Origin of the sequence: Fumia xinanensis (assembly GCF_014384905.1) — a bacterium.
Taxonomy (GTDB): domain Bacteria; phylum Bacillota; class Clostridia; order Oscillospirales; family Ruminococcaceae; genus Fumia; species Fumia xinanensis.
Genome location: NZ_JACRSV010000004.1, coordinates 1 through 17,978, shown reverse-complemented (window position 1 = coordinate 17,978; position 17,978 = coordinate 1). Strand labels below are relative to the sequence as shown.

Here is a 17,978-nt window from a genome sequence, read left to right as displayed (position 1 = left end):
TTCCTCCTGTTCAAAAGCCGCCCGTTACTCTCACGGACGGCTTATATTCTCTATTCCCCGAATAGCTCTTTCCATTTGTTTTTATGTACCGCCTCTTTGGGAAGCTGGTCAGCAGTGACCAAAATGGTGTCCTCCCCGATGATCTGAATATCGCACCAAGGGATAATGATGTCCGGCTGCCGCCCCAACAGCCCGAAAAACTTGAGTCTCCCGTAAACTACCAGAGACTTGACCGTCGCCGTGTCAATATCGATGATGGCGTCGTCCACATAGCCGATTTTGGTGCCGTCCTTTACGTTTACCAGTTCCTTCCGCTGCAAGTCGCAGAGTTTTGCGGTCATTTCCGGCACCTCCCGTCATTAAAAATTCTTTTCCTGTATATTCTATTCACTTAAAACGCCCGGTATGCCATTTTCCGCAAACCAAACCCGCTCCACCTGAAAAGTTTTGCCGTTGAGGTAAGAGAGCATACATTCTTCCTGGAAGGCAAACTGAAGCTTGTAGGAATAGAGGGCCTGATAGGAAAATCCCAATTTCTTTTCCTTCCAGTTGGAAGCGTACTTGCCGTCCCCCACCAGCGGGCAGCCGATATGGGCCATATGAGCACGGATTTGATGGAACCGCCCGGTCATCAGTTCCACTTCCAAAAGGGAATACCGGCCGTTTGTCTGCAAAACATGATACTTAGTAACCATCGTCTTGGTATCCCGGCGGGGCCTTTCAAAAATCTCGGCCAAATTTTCCTTTTCGTTTTTCCGGTGATAGTGGGTGAGAGTCGCCTCCTCGAGCCGTGGTACTCCCTTCACCAAGCAAAGGTAAAACTTTCTCAGTTCCCTCCCCTTGATTTTTTCATTGAGTGTCCGCAAGGCTGCGGCGTTTTTAGCGATAATGACAATTCCGCCGGTATTGCGGTCGATGCGGTTGCAGAGGGCAGGCGCAAAGGAAAGCTCTTCTTCGGGGCGGTATTCGCCCTTGAGGTAAAGATAGTGCTGTACCCGGTTGATGAGGGTGTCCACATCCTCCCCCTCGTCCTCGTGGACAATGAGGCCCTGGGGCTTGTCCGCCAACAGGATGTTTTCGTCCTCGTAGACCACGTTGATGTCCGGCTTGGCCGATAAAAACAGCGGCTTATCGGAGCCGAAAAACTCGTCGTTGATGTAGAGGGATACCTTGTCCCCCTCCTGGAGCCGATAGCTGATTTCACTGCGTTTGCCGTTGACCTTGATCCGCTTGAGACGCAGGTATTTATACATCAGATTCTTAGGAAGAAGCCTTACCGCCTTTGACAGGAACTTGTCCAGCCGCTGGCCCGCGTCGTTTTGATTGATGACAAATTCTTTCAAGGCTGTTCCCTCCCAACGGCAAGCGGCCCGACCGGTCAATCCGGTTTCGGGGCCGCTTTTATGACAATATGTATATTCTATAATTTGCTTTCCTTTTCCCGCATTTTATGCGGGAAATCCATCAAAGATGGGTTCAAAAGACATTTGCCTTTTGAAAAAGCAAATTTTTAAAAAATAGTTGCAATCCGTAATACAGATTGCATATGCCTGATTCGTCAGGCATATTGCGGGCATTTTATGCCCGCAACAATACTATTTTTTATTGCGAAGCAGGTGTTGCTTTAGCAAAACCGTCGTGGAGCAACAAAAAATAAACCATAGCTATTCCAATGGACTATTTTTTATAGTTTAAAATCCTCCGGGTTATAATCCGGCAGAACCGGAACCGGCTTGGGCTTGCGCTTTAAAGGCGCGTATTTGAACCGCCGGCAGGAAAAATAGGGCGCTACCACTCCGTTATGGCGGCAAAGAATCATTTTTCCATCCTGGCTGGGCCGCCCCCACTCACAGTATTCGCAGGCGGGGTCAATATTTTTTCCAAATAACAGGGATTTGATCACACTCAGCTCTTTTCCGCGGGAGGCTACCGGCCCGCCCGATTTTTCTTTATTTTATCATATCCTTTTTCGGTAATCAAGAGCATGACGCAGAGAATGACGAGAAAAACCGCCGCCGTCATGGAAACCGAGCCGTTTTTCGGCACCATCTGTGCGCTGGTGGAAAAGGTTTCGGCGGAAATGGCGAACAGCCGCGCCCCCAATAGGGTGAACAGCAGGCTCAAAAAGACGTAGAAACACCGAAACCACACGAATTTTTTCATCCCCACGCCGGTTTTCCGCAAAAAGCAGGCCACCTGCATCCAGACGCAGATTCCTCCGAAAGCGGTGTAGACGGTGGATAAAATCAAGGTTTCCAGGAAGCCTCTCCCCACCAGGGAGGTGCATCCAACCGAAACTTCCAAAAGCCCCGCCAAAAATTCCCCTTCGGGCACTTGGGACAGAAATACGAACACCACTGAGAATAATACCACAAAACAGCAGATGATGAACATTGCCTTCCCGGCGTTCACTACCGCCGTCACAAAAGTCTGCACGTAGGAAACCTTTTCCTCGTCCTCCTCGTCGGTTTCGGGCGCTTCGTGCCAAGAGTAATCCCCGCCCCGTTTCCGTCCGATCAAACCGGCGGCTACGCCGGTGAGCAGGGCCGCCAGAACCTGACAAACGTACATCATCATGCCCAGCTGGACGCTGTTAAACAGCGCGATTCCCACCGCCCCGATTAAAAACGACGGCGAACAGTTCACCGAACTGCACAGAAGGGTCTCTCCCGTCTCCGGCGAGATTTTTTTCTGCCGCACCAGATTGGCAATCATCTGGGCACCAGTGGGATACCCGCCGAGTAAGCTCAAAACAAAGACCGACACCGTCTCTCCCGGCACCCGGAAGGCCCAGGAAATAAACCGCAGCGGGAAAAACAGCACTTCCGACAAATCGGTGAGCGATAAAAACTCCGCGATGACCATAAACATAAAAAGGGACGGAATGACGGTATGAAGACAGATGTCCAGTCCCCTCGATACCCCTTGAACCGCCAAATCTGCGCGCTTTAGCACCAGAACCCCTGCCAAAAGGATACCAAAAGCCATGAGACTCAGCTTAATATAGTCCTTCTTTTTAATGACACAACTGATCGCCTTCATTCTATGAGGCCCTCCCTTGCTAATTCCATTCCAGCGTCTGAAACGCACCCTTGACGGTAATGGAAGATTCGGTATAGCCGGATACCGAAAGGTCCTTGCCGGTAATCAGCAGTTCCTTTTTGCCGACCACCAGTTTTACCATCATATCGTCATATTCGAGAATGGCCTTGCACCCTTCGATATAAAGCTCGCTGTTGCCGGTAATCTGAAGCTGCGGCTCCAGAACCAGCTGTACCACCGGTTCTTTAAACGCGTCAAACAGAGATTTTTTCTTTTTGGGGGATGGAGTAAACTTTGTGCCGTCGTCATGACGGTTGCGGGGAAGCTTTTTATTCATTGTCATCATGCCTTTGCGCAGCAAAGGCCTCCTTTCTTGCGGAAATTGGGCTGATTTACCGCCGTTTCTGCGGAAATGGCCCAAAAGCAGGCGTGGAAAAATATTTTTCACGCCAAATCCTACCCATCGAAACCTGTTTTCTATTTATATTCATCGGCGCAAACGCATATACATCCAGTAGAAAATAAACGACTTTTGCAGATGATATAGAGAGGATGGCAGAGCTATCATGTTAAAATGGATTGGAACAGTTCTCTTTCAGGCGGAAGGCGACGAGGTGGGCCGCTTTTTATCCCTCTGCCGGTCTAACGGCCTCAACGTCAAGCATTTTGAGAAAAGCGGCAGCACCTGCCGGGGTTATCTCTCCCCCCGGGAATACAAACAGGCCAGCTCTTTGGGAAAAAGCGTCGGCGTCCGCCTGCGGATTGAAAAAAAAATCGGCATTCCCTTTCTCATCTACCGCTACCGCAAGCGGTTGGGGCTTTTCATCGGCGTGGCAGCAGCAGTGGGGGTATTGATGTTTCTCCAATGTTTCGTGTGGGCCATCGACGTTTCGGGAAACGATCAGATCACCGACACCCACATTCTCGCCACCGCGGAAAAATACGGCCTCAAAAAAGGGCTTTTCCTTCCCAAGGCCGACTTGGAGAAAATCGAACTCGACATGCTGGGTGATCTCCCTACTCTATCCTTTCTCTCCCTAAACCGCATCGGCAGCCGGGTGGAAATCGAACTCAGCGAAGAGTCGCCCAAGCCCTTTATCATCCCCGGCGACGAGCCCTGCAACATTGTGTCCTCCAAAACCGCGCAGATCGCGGAAACCGAAGTCTACTCCGGGCAAAAAATGGTGAAACTTGGAGATGTGGTCTATGAAGGGGACCTTCTGGTCAGCGGCGTAGTGGAAAGCGCCGACGGCAAAACCACCTACCATCACGCCTCGGCGAAAATTTTAGCTCAAACAAATTTTACAAAGGAGTTCTCCGTTGCCCTAAACCAGGAGGAAAAAAACTATACCGGAAAAGAGAAAAAACGCTACCGTATCGACATCTGTGGAAAAAAACTGCCTCTTTTTATCGCCACATCCATCAACGCGCCCCATGATTCCAAAAAAGAGATGGATACCCTGCGGTTTTTCGGCGTTCCCCTGCCCATCGGGCTGGAAACCGAGACCATCTCTTTCTATGAGGTAAAACCTGTCAACTTTACCGAAGAACAGGCGTTGGAGCTCATTGAAAAAAATATCGAAATCTATGAGCAGGAAGAGCTGAAGAACGCCGAGATTCTTTCAAAAGAAGTGTCCGCTTCCCTGGACGGCGACCTCTTCCGAGCGGAAGTCCATTACCAGTGCCTCGAAGACATCGCCATCCCGCAAAAAATCCAGGCCGATGTAGACCCCGACATTCCCCGAAATCCGTAAATATCTGCATTTTGGGTAAACTAAAATTGTATTGGTGAAACAATTATCGAAAGCCCCAATCGGACTAAAAAATTTTGTATAATTCGCATAGATACAAAGCGCAATTTTTATGTTATAATACTAATAATTGTAGAATATTTAAGTTAAGCTACAAAAATTAGCTGTTATTCTGTCGAAAATTGGAATATTGAAAAAAATGATTAACGGAAGGACAGGAAAGATTGGCTGAGAAAATAATCACATTACAAAACGCAGAACAGGTGGCCCAGCTCTGCGGCAATTACGACAAGAACCTGTATGTCCTCAAAAAAGAATACGGCGTAGAAATTGTCATCCGCGACCTAGAGGTAAAAATCCTCGGAGAAGAGGAAGATACCGTCCGCTGCCAGAAGGCCATCGAAAGCCTTCTCACCCTCATCGCCGGTGGAAAGGACATCGACGAACTAAACGTGCGTTATGCCGTTTCGATGACCGAAGAGGGCGCAGCGGGACAGCTTAAGGAACTGGGTAATGATTGCATCTGCATCACCCAGAAGGGGAAACCTGTCTACCCCAAAACAGTGGGACAGAAAAAATATATCCAGTTGATTCAAAACAACACCATCACCCTGGGCGTCGGTCCCGCTGGTACCGGCAAAACCTATTTGGCTGTTGCTATGGCCGTCAAGGCCTTTCGCGCTGGAACGGTGGAGCGGATCATCCTCACCCGCCCGGCGGTGGAAGCGGGAGAAAAGCTGGGCTTTTTGCCCGGCGATCTGCAGAATAAGGTAGATCCGTATCTCCGCCCTCTATATGATGCCCTTTTTGATTTTCTGGGAGCGGAAAACTTTTTAAAATACCAGGAACGGGGCAACATCGAAGTAGCGCCTCTCGCCTACATGCGCGGACGGACACTGGACGAATCCTTCATCATCTTAGACGAGGCTCAAAACACCACCCGGGAACAGATGAAGATGTTTCTGACCCGACTGGGCTTCGGTTCCAAAATCATTATCACCGGCGACGTGACCCAGATCGACCTGCCGGACAACAAAAAATCAGGCCTTTTAGAAGCCATGAAAGTGCTCAGAAATATCGACGACATCGGCATGGTTCGGTTTACCGACAAGGATGTCGTCCGGCATAAACTTGTCCAGGACATCGTAAAGGCTTACGACAAATATTATGAGGAGGGCAAAATCAGACGCCATGAATAAGGTTAAAGTTGTGATTTCCAATCGACAGAACGAGGTTAAGATACCCACGGGGATTCGTCTGCTGGTCAGACGCTGCTGCAATGCAGCTCTCAAAGAAGAACAGTTCACCGAGGACGCGGAAATTGCCGTTTCCTTTGTGGACAATAAGGAAATCCAGGAACTGAACGCCAAATACCGCAGCAAGGATATGCCCACTGACGTATTGTCTTTCCCCTTGGGTGAGAACGGCAAATACGATCGCAATGAGGAAACCGGCGCCCTTTTGCTGGGTGACATCGTCATTTCGCTTCCGAAAGCAGTGGAGCAGGCCGATTTTTATGGCCACAGCCTCCAGCGGGAAATCGGCTTTTTGACGGTTCACTCCATGTTCCACCTACTGGGATATGACCACGAAAACGGCGGCGTAGAAGCCGTGCGCATGCGGGAAAAAGAGGAAACTGTCCTGACGATGCTGGGCATTCCCAGAGGAGCCAGCTACGTACTCGAAAATGAATAAATTAGAAGAACAGCGCCGCGCGCTGCTCAAAAGCTTTTTGTACGCCCTTCGGGGAATTCGTTTCTGCGTTAAAAACGAGAGAAATATGCGCATCCACATCAGCGCAGCAGTATGTATTGCTGCGTTTTCTTTCGTGTACGGACTTTCGACCGTGGAGTACGGAATGCTCTTTTTCGCCATCGGTTTCGTCATCGTGGCGGAGATGTTCAACACCGGCATTGAAGTGGTCATCAACTTAGAGATGCCATCCTACCATAATTTGGCGAAAATCGGTAAGGACGTAGCGGCAGGAGCGGTTCTGGTGGCGGCAGTTACCGCCATCCTCATCGGGCTGAGCCTGTTTCTGCACTTTCCGAAGCTTCCGGACACGTTGTGGGCCATCCTCACGACGCCCCATCTGCTGATCGCCTTCATCCTGCTCGCTGGAGCGGGGGTTCTGTTCGCCTTTTGGGGCAATCATCTCTTTCGTCAAAAATAAGAAAAGGAATTTTATATGAATACAAAATCCGCATTCGTTGCCATCGTCGGCAAAGCAAACGTAGGGAAATCTTCCCTCTTAAACGCCCTCCTAGGCGAAAAAATCGCCATCGTCTCTTCAAAGCCCCAGACCACCCGCACCCGGATCACCGGCGTGCTCACCGAAGGGGAGTTGCAGCTGGTTTTTCTCGACACCCCCGGCTTTCACAAAGCCAAAACAAAGCTCAGCGGCCATATGAACAATGTCGTGACCAACAGCATCGGCGATGTAGATTTAGTCTTGTTTGTCGTTGAACCCAAAGGAAAAATGAACGAGGAAGAGCTAAAGCTTATCGAGACCTTCAAGCAGCGGAAGCTCCTCGTTTTTCTCGTCATCAACAAAATCGACCTGGTGGAGCCGGACGACATTCTCGTCCGCATCGGCGAACTCCAGGATTTATACGATTTTGAGGCGGTCATCCCCATCAGTGTCACCGAAAAAAGCGGCCTCGACACCGTGATGGAGGAACTCTCCGCCCACACGCCGGAAGGACCCCACTACTTCCCCGACGATACCCTGACCGATCAGCCGGAACGGGTCATCGCCGGCGAAGTCATCCGGGAAAAAATTCTTCGCAATATGCGGGATGAAATTCCCCACGGCACCGCTGTTTCCATCGAAAAAATGAGGGAACGGGAAGAAGGCGGTATTTTGGACATTGAAGCCAACATCTACTGCGAAAAAGACAGCCACAAAGGCATGATCATCGGCAAGGGCGGTTCCATGCTCAAAAAAATCGCGTCGGAAGCGAGAGCCGATTTAGAAGAATTTTTAGATGTCAAAATCAATCTGAAATGCTGGGTCAAGGTGCGGGACGACTGGCGCAACAACGAAAACATCATCCGCTCTCTGGGCCTGAAATTCGAAGGATAAGGTTGGGAGAAACCGGTAATACCTGGAAAAAGCCTTACCTTGCAAACTTTTTCCACCTATATTTTCCCTCAAACCGTAGAAAATGATAATACAAATTCGTATTACAGCAGGGATGAGGGAGGAAACAACATGGATGACCTGAAAGCAAGCTCCGCGTGGCAGCAATTCGAAAAAACCGGTAAAGTTTCGGACTATCTCCTTTTCAAAAATCTGGCCAACGTTTCTTATGGGGAGGGAAAAACCTTTGATAGTCAAAACCCACGGAATCGTTTTGGCACAGACGCCTCTCAGTTCACAGGACAAAAGATTGACCCTTCTCACTTCTGATTTCGGCCTGGTGGACGCCATCGCCCGCAACGTATCGGGTGCCCGCTCCAAGCTTTCGGCTGCGGCGGAAGTGCTGGCATACAACGACTTTTGCCTCTTTAAAGGCAAAAGCGGCTACATAGTAAACTCCGCCGATTTGGAAAATAACTTTTACGGGCTGCGGGAAGACCTTGTAAACCTTTCCTTAGCCGGTTATTTCTGTGAGCTCACCCGTTTTGTCCTCCCTTCTGAGGACAATGGCGGCGAAATCCTCCGTCTGCTTCTCAACACCCTCTACCTGCTGGAAAAAAGAAAGCGCACACCCAACTTTTTAAAGCCGGTTTATGAGCTGCGGCTGCTTTCCCTGTCGGGATTTGCCCCCAACCTTCATAACTGCTGTATCTGCGGCGAAGAGGGGCTGGAGGAGGTTTACTTTCTCCCGGTGGACGGCAGGGTCATCTGCGGTAATTGCCTGCAAAAGCATCCCTATGACAAATTAAAAATCATCCTGCCGGCAGCCGTCCGTAAGGCCATGGAATACATTCTTAACGCGGACAGCCGGCAGCTTTTTGCGTTCCAGCTGACCCCCGACAGCGAAAAACTGCTGGAGGCGGTGAGCGAGGCTTTTACTCTCTGCCACGCGGGGGGTAAATTTAAATCGCTGGAATTTTATAAAAGTATAACCATCTGACCATATTGAGGAATTACCATGAACGAGAAATACAGTAAAACGCTGGAACTGGACAAAATCCTGTCCATGCTGGCGGAACTCACCTGCTGCGACGACGCGCGGGACGCAGCCATGGCCATCGAGCCCATGACCGACATAGACGACGTCCGGCGGGAAGTGCAGCGGACAAACGACGCCTTTCAGCTCACCGTCCGCTTTGGCACTCCCTCCTTTGTGCGGGTGCGCAATCCGGCGGCACGGCTCAAAATCGCCGAAGCGGGCGGCGTACTCTCCCCCAAGGAGCTTTTAAACATCGAAGCGATCCTTCGACAGGGAAAACTGCTCGCCCAGTGGTCCAACCAGTTCCCTAACGAAGAAAACTCCATCACCGAGCAGCTTTTTTCCATCTATCAAAACAACTCCCTTATGCGGGAAATCTCCTCCGCCATTGTCAGCGAAGAGGAAATCGACGACAATGCCTCCCCAGAGCTTTCCGCCATCCGCCGCAAAATCCGGCAGACGGAACTAAAAGCCCGGGACAAAATGGAGCAGATGATTCGCTCCAGCACCTACCAGAAATACCTCCAGGACAACATCATCACCACCCGGGACGGCCGGTTTGTCATCCCGGTCAAAGCGGAGTATAAAAACGAGGTGGGCGGCCTTGTCCACGACACCTCTGCCAGCGGCTCCACTTATTTTATCGAGCCCGCAAGCGTCGTGGAAGCCAACAACGAAATCCGCGTTCTACAATCCAAAGAGCAGGCCGAAATCGAGCGGATTCTGGCGGAACTCTCCGCCCACTGCGCCGATTGCAGCGAGGACATTTCCATTCTGTTCCGTGAAATCATCGACCTGAATATTTTGTTCTGCAAAAGCACTCTGGCCTCCCGGATGAACGCCCAGGCTCCGAAAATCGTCGACAACGGCGTCATCCATCTGAGGAAGGCACGACACCCCCTCATCGACCCCAAAAAGGTCGTCCCCATCGACGTGTATCTGGGGGAGGATTTTTCCTGCCTCGTCATCACCGGTCCCAATACCGGCGGTAAAACCGTCACATTAAAAACGCTGGGGCTTCTCACTCTGATGACCATGTGCGGGCTGTTGATTCCCGTAGCCGACAACTCCACTATTTCGGTTTTTGACGAAATTTTAGTGGACATCGGCGACGAGCAGAGCATCGAACAGTCCCTCTCCACCTTCTCGGCCCATATGACAAACATCATCTCTATCTTGGGCAAGGCCGACTACCGTTCCCTCGTCCTGGTGGACGAATTGGGCTCCGGCACCGACCCGGTGGAAGGCGCGGCCCTCGCTACCTCCATCCTCGAAACATTGAAAGCCAAAGGCTCCAAAATCGCTGCCACCACCCACTACGCGGAACTGAAAATGTACGCTTTGCAGACCGAAGGTGTGGAAAACGCCTGCTGCGAGTTCGATGTGGAAAGCCTCCGTCCCACCTACCGGCTTTTGATCGGCGTGCCCGGGCGCTCCAACGCCTTCGCCATCTCTCAGCGGCTGGGGCTTTCGGAAGACATCATCGACCATGCAAAATCCCTCGTCCAGAGCGAAAACAAGCGGTTTGAGGACGTTATCGACACCTTGGAGGAATCCCGCCACGAATACGAGTCCCTGACCCGCCAGCTGGAGGAGAAAAACAGAGAGATCGAACGTACCCGGCAGGAAGTCCGGGAGCATAAGGAACGCCTCTCCGCGGAAAAGGCAAAAGAGGTGGAAAAGGCCAAAAATCAGGCCATGAAAATCGTCTCCGACGTGCGGGCCCAAGCCGATGCCTTGATGGACGAATTAAATGAGCTGCGCCGGCAGAAAGACAAGGCGGATTTCTCCGCCAAAACCTTGGCCGCCCGGTCGGGGCTCAAAAACCGACTGGACAAAATCCATGACGCGGCAAACCCCATCGCAAAGCGGGAAAACATCAGCTATACCCTGCCCCGCCCCCTGAAGCCCGGAGATGAAGTTCTTATCTTTGACATCGACAAGGAAGGCACCGTCATTAAAGCCGCCGACAAGGCGGGAAATGTGCTGGTGCAGGCGGGAATTATGAAAACCAAGGTGAACCAATCGAATCTCCGGCTTCTGGACAAAAAGCCGAAAGTCAAATTCGGCGGTTCTACCATCAAGCCCTCCCGGGGCACCGCTCAAAGAAACGCCAAATCGGAATGCGATTTGCGGGGCATGACAGTGGAAGAAGCGCTGATGGATTTGGATGGCTTCATTGACAATGCTGTGCTGTCAAACCTCCATCAGATCACCATTATCCACGGAAAAGGCACCGGCGCCCTCCGCGCCGCAGTACAGCAGCATTTAAAACAGCATAAGTGCATCCGCACCTTCCGCCTAGGCGTCTTCGGCGAAGGAGAAGCGGGCGTCACCATCGCCGAATTGAAATAGCAGAAAAACTCCCCCTCACGCGAGGGGGAGTTTTTTCGTAACTTTTCCTTATTCCGCGATAATTTCGTTCCACAAATCCTGAATCAAAAGATTGGTCTCATCGGGGAGGTTTACAAAGCTTTCGCAATTGCTAAGCACTTCGTCCGAAGGATAGATGATGGGATTGTTCTTCACTTCGTCCGGAAGAGCGTCGTAGACGTTTGTCAGCGGAGTGGAGTAGCAGATTTTCTCGATGTTTGCCACGCCGATTTCGGTGTCGCACATAAAGTTGATGAATTTTTCGGCCAGTTCCTTGTTGGGGCTTCCCTTGGGGATGCACATAGCGTCGATAAAGACGTTGCTTCCCTCTTTGGGAATGACAAATCCCAAATCCGGGTTCTCGGCGATCATCGTCACCGCGTCGCCGGCGTAATAGGGGGCCACCGCCGCCTCGCCAATCTCCATTTTATCGAAAATCTCGTCCATTACATAGGTCTGGAGCACATCCTTCTGCTGTTTGAGCAGGTCCGCCGACGCGCGGATTTCTCCTTCGTCAGTGGTATTTTGAGAATACCCCAGAAGCTTTTCGGCAATGCCGAAAGCGTCGCGAGAATTCAGAAACATCAGGATGTTGTCTTTGTACCGCTCATCCCACAATGCATTCCAGCTATCCGGAGTTTCTTCCACCATGGTGTTGTTGTAGATGAGGCCCACAGTACCCCAGGTGTAGGGAACGCTGTATTCGCCGGTGGGGTCATAATCGGTAGCCTTAAATTTCTCCATGATGTACTGGGTGTTGGGGATATTCGACATATCCAGTTTTTCCAGCATGTCTTCTTTGATCATGCGGGAAATCATGTAATCGGACGGAATGATTACATCATAGCTGACCGAGCCGCTCTTGAGTTTTGTGTACATTTCCTCATTGGTAGAGAACATGTCGTACTGGACATTGACGTTAAACTTTTCCTCAAACGCCTTGATGGTATCCAAAGTGTCGTCGGTGCCATCAGAAATGTACTCGCCCCAGTTGTAAACGTTGAGAGTCGGTTTGTCCTCTCCGCCTGCGCCGCATCCGGTCATGGTCATCGTGCCCAGCATCAGGGCCGCTGTCAGTGAAACAGCAAGTAGTTTTTTCATTTATCTATCTCCTTTAAATATATTTCACCAGGGTTACAAAGGTTTTTCCACCTTTTTGGCCCGTTTGGCTTCTACAACGTTCATAATAATCAGCAGAGCTAAAACAATCAAAAAGATAATCGTAGACAAGGCGTTGATCTGGGGGTTCACCTTTTTCCGCACCATGGCGTAAATCGTCGTGGGCAGCATTTTAAAGCCGTTGCCCGCCGTAAAGTAGGTGACGACAAAATCGTCCAGCGAAAAGGTAAAGGCCATCATAAAGCCCGACAGAATACCCGGCATGATTTGGGCAATGACCACCTTGAAAAAGGCTTGTATCGGCGTACAGCCCAGGTCCAGCGCCGCCTCGAAAAGATTCTGGTCCATCTGCCGGAGTTTCGGCAGCACGTTTAATATCACATAGGGCAGGCAGAAGGTGACATGTGCGATGAGCACCGTCACAAATCCCATCGGAATGTGGAATACGTTTTTAAACCAGACAAACAACAGCATCATCGAGATACCGGTGACGATTTCAGGATTGAGCACCGGAAGATAGGTGACGTTCATAATGGCAGCCCGGCTTCTTTTGCCCATTTTGCTGATGCCGACAGCCGCCATCGTCCCCATAATCGTCGCAATAATCGACGAACAGAGCGCCATGAGCAGGCTGTTAAATAGGCTCGACATAATCAGCTCGTTTTCAAAAAGCTGATGATACCATTTAAAAGTAAATCCGGTAAACAGCGCCCGTGATTTGGACTCGTTGAAAGAAAAGACGATGAGCACCAGAATCGGCGCGTACAAAAAGGCAAAAATCAGCCCCATGTAGAGCTTGGAACCAAATTTAGTTTTATTCATTACCGCTGTTCACTCCTTTCTGGGAATTGGGCGTTTTTGACGGCTTTGCCGCAAAATTGCCGCCCTATTATTGGCGGCAAAGGCCCAAAACCGGGTTTGAAAGTTTACTTTCAAACCAGCATCCCCTCCATTTCTTCGTCGTCGAAATGGTTGATAATGCCCATGATAATGAGGATAATCACCATCAGGATCAGCGACATGGCAGAACCTACGTTGGGGTTGTAGACACTCCCCAAAAACTGCTGCTCAATCAAATCACCGATGAGCAGATGCTTGCCGCCGCCCAACATTCTCGAAATGATAAAGGTGGACACCGACGGTACAAAAACCATGGTGATGCCGGTGATGATGCCGGGCAGACTCAGCGGAATCAGCACCCGCAGCAGTACATGGAAGCTGCTGGCGCCCAAGTCCTGGGCCGCCTCAATCACCGACTTGTCGATTTTCACCATAATGGAATGAAGGGGCATAATCATAAAGGGCAGGAAGTTATACACCATACCCAGCACTACCGCCCCCTGGGTGTTTATCATGTTAAACGGCCCCATTCCGAAAAGCCCCAAAAACTTGTTAATGAGGCCCTCTTTTTCCAGAAGGGTCATCCAAGCGTAGGTGCGCAATAGAAAGCTCATCCACATGGGAAGCATCAATAGCATCAACATGGTCCGCTGGGCTACCTCGCTCATACGGGACATCATATAGGAGATGGGAAACGCCAATATAAGGCAAATCAGCGTGGCAACAACGGACAGGTTGATAGACTTTAGGAAAACGTGCGCGTATTTCCCGATACCTAAAATGTTATCAAAAGTAAATCCGCCGTCTCTGGAAGTAAAGGCAAAAAACAGCACCATAACAAGAGGCACCAAAATAAAAATCGCCATCCAGATAAGGTAGGGCACCGACGCAAAAATAGATTTTTTACTCTTCACCGCCGCTCACCTCCACGGCGTCCGAGACGCTCTCCACCGGGGTGACCAGAATTTTATCGAAGTCGAATTTGATGCCGATATCAGTAGCCACCTGCTGGTCGAGATAGGAGTGAAGCATCACGCTCTTGCCGCCCTCGTAGGTATAAACGATCAGCTCGTTATAATCGCCCTTGTAAATCAAGGATTCTAGGTAAACCTTCATGTCGGCGTGGTCGATGGAAACAACCTCGATGGCTTTGGGAGAAATGGTCAAATTGACCTTTGTCCCCTCCTCCAAACCGAGATTTTCCCGGGTAAAGGACACGCCCAAAAACTCTATGGTATCCTCTCCGGTGACTTCCCCTTCCAGCATATTGGTATCACCCTCAAAGAGCCGCTTCATGATATGGATATCATCGGGAGTAAAATCAAGTCCTACAGTAGTCCCAACCGGCTGCATTTTGGTTGAGTGAACCAGCCAGTCCAAACCGCCGCAGTTAACCGACATCTCGTAATGGACGCCCTTAAATACCACATTTTGCACCGTACCGGTGAGTTTGGCCTTGCCTGCTTCTACCAAGGTGATATCCTCGGGGCGCAACACCACATCCACCGGTTTGTTTGTGCCAAAACCGGCGTCTAAGCACTCGAAGGTCTCGCCGCAGAAAGTAACCTTGTAATCTTCCACCATGGTGGCATCAAAAATGTTGCTTTCACCGATAAAGTCAGCGACAAAGGCGTTTTTCGGCTCGTTGTAGATATCCTCCGGTTTTCCCGCCTGCTGGATGACGCCGTCTTTCATAACCACCACCATATCGCTCATGGTCAGCGCCTCTTCCTGGTCGTGGGTAACGTAGATAAAGGTAATTTTCAGCTTCTGCTGAATTTCCATCAGTTCGATCTGCATATCCTTGCGAAGCTTTAGATCCAAAGCCCCCAGAGGCTCGTCCAAAAGCAGGATTTTCGGATTGTTGACCAGCGCTCTCGCAATGGCGACCCGCTGCTGCTGTCCACCGGACAGCTTACTGACTCTGCGCCGTTCAAAGCCCTTCAGATCGACGATGCTGAGCATTCGGAGCACTCGCTCCCTAATCTCCGACTTGGGCACCTTTTGAATTTTCAGGCCAAAGGCCACGTTGTCAAATACATTTAGATGTGGAAACAACGCATACCGCTGAAACACTGTATTGATGGGCCTCTTATGAGGAGGCAGGTCGTTTATTTTTTTTCCATCTAAAAAAACATCACCCTCATCCGGAGAGACGAATCCGCCAATGACCCGCAGTGTCGTCGTCTTTCCGCAGCCGGAAGGCCCTAAAAGCGTGACGAACTGCCCGTCCTCAATGTCAAGAGAAACGTTGTCCAGGATTCTGTCGCCGTCGTAACTGAGAATAATGTTTTTGAGCTCAATAATATGACTCATTATTGCATCCCCCTTTGCGGAATTAGTACATCTGTACCCACCGGTTCTTTTGAAGTCATCCGCCCGCAAAAGGCTTTTCCGCCTGTTAACCGCTCCCGGAACAGGCCTTACAGTGACACATACGAATCGATGATTGACAGTAGACACAAAAATAACAAGATATACTATATATCCAAACCCCAACAAAGTCAATAGATTTGGAAAAATAAATCGAAAATTCCGGAATTTTCATCATATTCACCGCCAATATTGGAAATCGATACCCATTTATTCCAAAATTACTTTTATATTCTTTAAATTTCTTTATTTTTCTCCTAAATTCATCAAAGGATATAAAAACAAGGCCTTTTGTTGATTTTGACAAAGAAAAATCTCCGTTAAAATGGTTTTGTGCTGTAATATCAAATTTATAATTGCGTCTTGATTTGTTCAATAAAACATGTTATGATGACCGTGTGAACACTTTTGGCCATTGATGGACAAGATCGGCTTTTAACATAAAACACGTCTTTTCCGTCGGCAGAATGACAAATTTTTTGTCAAAACTGTATGCCCCCAAATCAGGAAGGAATGAACTATTTATGGCGATCAACAAAAAAGAATTTGAAATTCTTTGTTTTATTGAAAGAAATAATGGAGAAAAGCTGAGTCAGCGAAAAATTGCGGCTGGTTCCGGGCTTTCCCTCGGTGCAGTCAATAAGCTTCTTCCCCATCTTATCCAGCAAGAGTGGATAGATATCCCTGAAACTAAAAATGTCTATATTACAAAGGAAGGATTAACCGAACTGGAACCCTATCGGGTCAAACGGGCCGTCTTTATGGCGGCAGGCTTCGGTTCCCGTTTGGTACCCATTACCCTCAACACCCCAAAGGCTCTTGTCCGTGTCCATGGCAAACCCATTATTGAAACTATGCTGGACGCTGTTGTCCGTGCTGGTATTGAGGAAATTTACATCGTCCGCGGATACTTGGGAGAGCAATTTGATATTCTCAAAAAGAAATATCCTAACATTGTTCTGATTGACAATCCGGATTACAAGGAAAGCAACAATATTTCATCCGCTATGAAGGTTCGGAACCTATTTCGCAATGCCTATGTTTTAGACTCCGATCTTTATTTGCAAAATCCCGACCTCATTCGCAAATACGAATACTGTGCCAGCTATATTGGTTTGCATGTGGATAAAACCGACGATTGGCGGCTGATTATGAAAAACGGCCGGGTCACCGGAATGAAAATTGGCGGCACCGACTGTTATCAGATGTACAACATCACATACTGGACCGAGGAAGACGGCGAAAAAATGGAAAAGTACCTTCCCCTGCTTTACCAGTCTCCCGGCGGCAAAGAAAATTACTGGGACAACGTTCCCCTCGATGTCTACAATAAAGAATTTTATATTGAGGCACGAGAATGCAAACCAGGAGATATCGTTGAGATAGATACCCTATCCGAATTACAAGAATTAGACCCGATATATCGTTTTTAATCATAGAACCACAGTTTGTGGTGCAATAATATAGTTTTCTGATTGAAAATCTGGAAGCTTTTCAAGAACTTTTGATCTGAAACTTTACAATCGTTTTTGATTTTTTGTCCAAATTATGTGTCATAAACGCAGTATTAAATTCTGATGTCTTTATTAACGTCCTTTTGACGAAGATGGCTTTGCCGCTTCGTGTATTTGAAACAGCCGGCATAGGGATTAAGATCTGAGTTCTCCGGTTATCCTGAAGAGGCCGGAAAATTTATGGCGGCGATGCTCACACAACGATAATCTCAGCCAAATCTTGGCCGCCTTCATTATCGGTTTTATGAATCATTTGAAAGGGAATTTCTTGATTTTCAATGCGGGAGCAACTTACAGCGCATATCAAAAGGCTTTTGAAATGTTTCAACCTTAACCATGCAGATTGGTGCTAAGGACGGCATACGGCCTATGAATATGGATTTGGCTCGGCTTATCAATGAAAGGCAAATTTCTTATGACGCGGTGCTCCGTTGCGTCAGCAACCCCACTGAATTTAAGCAATATCTTGAAAAGAGCATGTAAAATATTACATGCTCTTTTCAATTTTACAGATAATCCTTCCGTTTCCTCTTTCTTCTCCACAAAAAAGCAACAGCCCCCAACCTATTTGCATAGATGAGAGCTGTTGCCTGTAACGAAATTTTGGGAGAATACGTTACAAGTATAGTATGGAGATATAGAGAGTATGCTATTTCACCCACGCGCCGGAAGCGTCTACCTTGTATCCGCCCACGGTGGTGTTTGCTGCCATTTTGCCGCTGGCGTTAAAGTAGTAGCATTTAGCATTTACCCAATTCCAGCCTGTCGCCATGGCTCCGCTGTCTTTCAGGTAATACCAGGTATTTCCCTGCTGCAGCCAGCCGGTCATCATAGCGCCGTTGCCT

The 17,978-nt window shown here is 49.1% G+C and carries 17 protein-coding genes and 1 pseudogene; 8 read left to right on the top strand and 10 right to left on the bottom strand.

Annotation, left to right across the window (positions count from 1 at the left end; all coding sequences use genetic code 11):
- Nucleotides 1–50 precede the first annotated feature (50 nt).
- The 5 genes from H8710_RS11240 to H8710_RS11220 form a co-directional block, all read right to left on the bottom strand.
- Nucleotides 51–341, bottom strand: coding sequence for a YlmC/YmxH family sporulation protein (locus tag H8710_RS11240; RefSeq protein WP_249295759.1), 291 nt, complete (start codon nt 339–341; stop codon nt 51–53).
- Nucleotides 342–383: 42 nt separating this feature from the next.
- On the bottom strand, nt 384–1,343 hold the full coding sequence (locus H8710_RS11235) for an RluA family pseudouridine synthase (protein ID WP_249295757.1): 960 nt from the start codon (nt 1,341–1,343) through the stop codon (nt 384–386).
- Between the two features lie 341 nt (nt 1,344–1,684).
- Nucleotides 1,685–1,903, bottom strand: a complete 219-nt coding sequence (locus tag H8710_RS11230) for a hypothetical protein (protein ID WP_249295755.1) — start codon at nt 1,901–1,903, stop codon at nt 1,685–1,687.
- A gap of 23 nt (nt 1,904–1,926) precedes the next feature.
- Entirely contained in the window at nt 1,927–3,042 is a 1,116-nt protein-coding gene (locus H8710_RS11225; protein WP_249295754.1) for a hypothetical protein, read from the bottom strand.
- Between the two features lie 19 nt (nt 3,043–3,061).
- Nucleotides 3,062–3,379: a YabP/YqfC family sporulation protein gene (locus H8710_RS11220; protein ID WP_249295752.1), complete on the bottom strand. Its 318-nt coding sequence runs from the start codon at nt 3,377–3,379 to the stop codon at nt 3,062–3,064.
- A gap of 229 nt (nt 3,380–3,608) precedes the next feature.
- On the opposite strand from H8710_RS11220, the gene H8710_RS11215 reads away from it, so the two are divergent.
- The 7 genes from H8710_RS11215 to H8710_RS11185 all read left to right on the top strand — a co-directional run bounded on the left by H8710_RS11215 (nt 3,609) and on the right by H8710_RS11185 (nt 11,269).
- A complete protein-coding gene (locus H8710_RS11215; protein WP_249295750.1) occupies nt 3,609–4,796 on the top strand; it encodes a sporulation protein YqfD in 1,188 nt (395 codons plus the stop codon).
- A 221-nt stretch (nt 4,797–5,017) separates the two neighbouring features.
- Complete coding sequence (locus tag H8710_RS11210; RefSeq protein ID WP_249295748.1) at nt 5,018–5,992, top strand: PhoH family protein; 975 nt, start codon at nt 5,018–5,020, stop codon at nt 5,990–5,992.
- Nucleotides 5,985–6,488: an rRNA maturation RNase YbeY gene (gene ybeY / locus H8710_RS11205; RefSeq protein WP_249295746.1), complete on the top strand. Its 504-nt coding sequence runs from the start codon at nt 5,985–5,987 to the stop codon at nt 6,486–6,488. The genes H8710_RS11210 and ybeY overlap by 8 nt, the downstream gene beginning before the upstream one ends.
- Nucleotides 6,481–6,966, top strand: coding sequence for a diacylglycerol kinase family protein (locus tag H8710_RS11200; protein WP_249295744.1), 486 nt, complete (start codon nt 6,481–6,483; stop codon nt 6,964–6,966). Before ybeY ends, H8710_RS11200 begins: the two co-directional genes overlap by 8 nt.
- Before the next feature lie 15 nt (nt 6,967–6,981).
- Nucleotides 6,982–7,878, top strand: a complete 897-nt coding sequence (gene era, locus H8710_RS11195) for a GTPase Era (RefSeq protein ID WP_249295742.1) — start codon at nt 6,982–6,984, stop codon at nt 7,876–7,878.
- Between the two features lie 244 nt (nt 7,879–8,122).
- Nucleotides 8,123–8,875 (top strand): DNA repair protein RecO, encoded by a 753-nt coding sequence (recO, locus tag H8710_RS11190; RefSeq protein WP_249295737.1) that lies wholly within the window; start codon nt 8,123–8,125, stop codon nt 8,873–8,875.
- A gap of 18 nt (nt 8,876–8,893) precedes the next feature.
- The gene (locus H8710_RS11185; protein ID WP_249295735.1) at nt 8,894–11,269 is read left to right on the top strand and encodes an endonuclease MutS2; all 2,376 of its coding nucleotides are present in this window, start codon (nt 8,894–8,896) and stop codon (nt 11,267–11,269) included.
- Between the two features lie 48 nt (nt 11,270–11,317).
- Here H8710_RS11185 and H8710_RS11180 read toward each other — a convergent pair whose 3' ends face one another.
- From H8710_RS11180 to potA, 4 genes are all read right to left on the bottom strand, one after another.
- Nucleotides 11,318–12,388: an ABC transporter substrate-binding protein gene (locus H8710_RS11180; protein WP_249295732.1), complete on the bottom strand. Its 1,071-nt coding sequence runs from the start codon at nt 12,386–12,388 to the stop codon at nt 11,318–11,320.
- A 33-nt stretch (nt 12,389–12,421) separates the two neighbouring features.
- Complete coding sequence (locus H8710_RS11175) at nt 12,422–13,228, bottom strand: ABC transporter permease (protein WP_249295730.1); 807 nt, start codon at nt 13,226–13,228, stop codon at nt 12,422–12,424.
- A 110-nt stretch (nt 13,229–13,338) separates the two neighbouring features.
- Nucleotides 13,339–14,112, bottom strand: coding sequence for an ABC transporter permease (locus H8710_RS11170; RefSeq protein ID WP_249296123.1), 774 nt, complete (start codon nt 14,110–14,112; stop codon nt 13,339–13,341).
- Between the two features lie 37 nt (nt 14,113–14,149).
- Nucleotides 14,150–15,562, bottom strand: coding sequence for a spermidine/putrescine ABC transporter ATP-binding protein (gene potA, locus H8710_RS11165; RefSeq protein WP_346727112.1), 1,413 nt, complete (start codon nt 15,560–15,562; stop codon nt 14,150–14,152).
- Nucleotides 15,563–16,143: 581 nt separating this feature from the next.
- Here potA and H8710_RS11160 point away from each other — a divergent pair.
- Nucleotides 16,144–17,052: a sugar phosphate nucleotidyltransferase gene (locus H8710_RS11160; protein WP_249295728.1), complete on the top strand. Its 909-nt coding sequence runs from the start codon at nt 16,144–16,146 to the stop codon at nt 17,050–17,052.
- A 730-nt stretch (nt 17,053–17,782) separates the two neighbouring features.
- On the opposite strand, the pseudogene H8710_RS11155 reads toward H8710_RS11160, so the two are convergent.
- Nucleotides 17,783–17,978: pseudogene (locus H8710_RS11155) on the bottom strand (N-acetylmuramoyl-L-alanine amidase family protein); the annotation flags it as partial.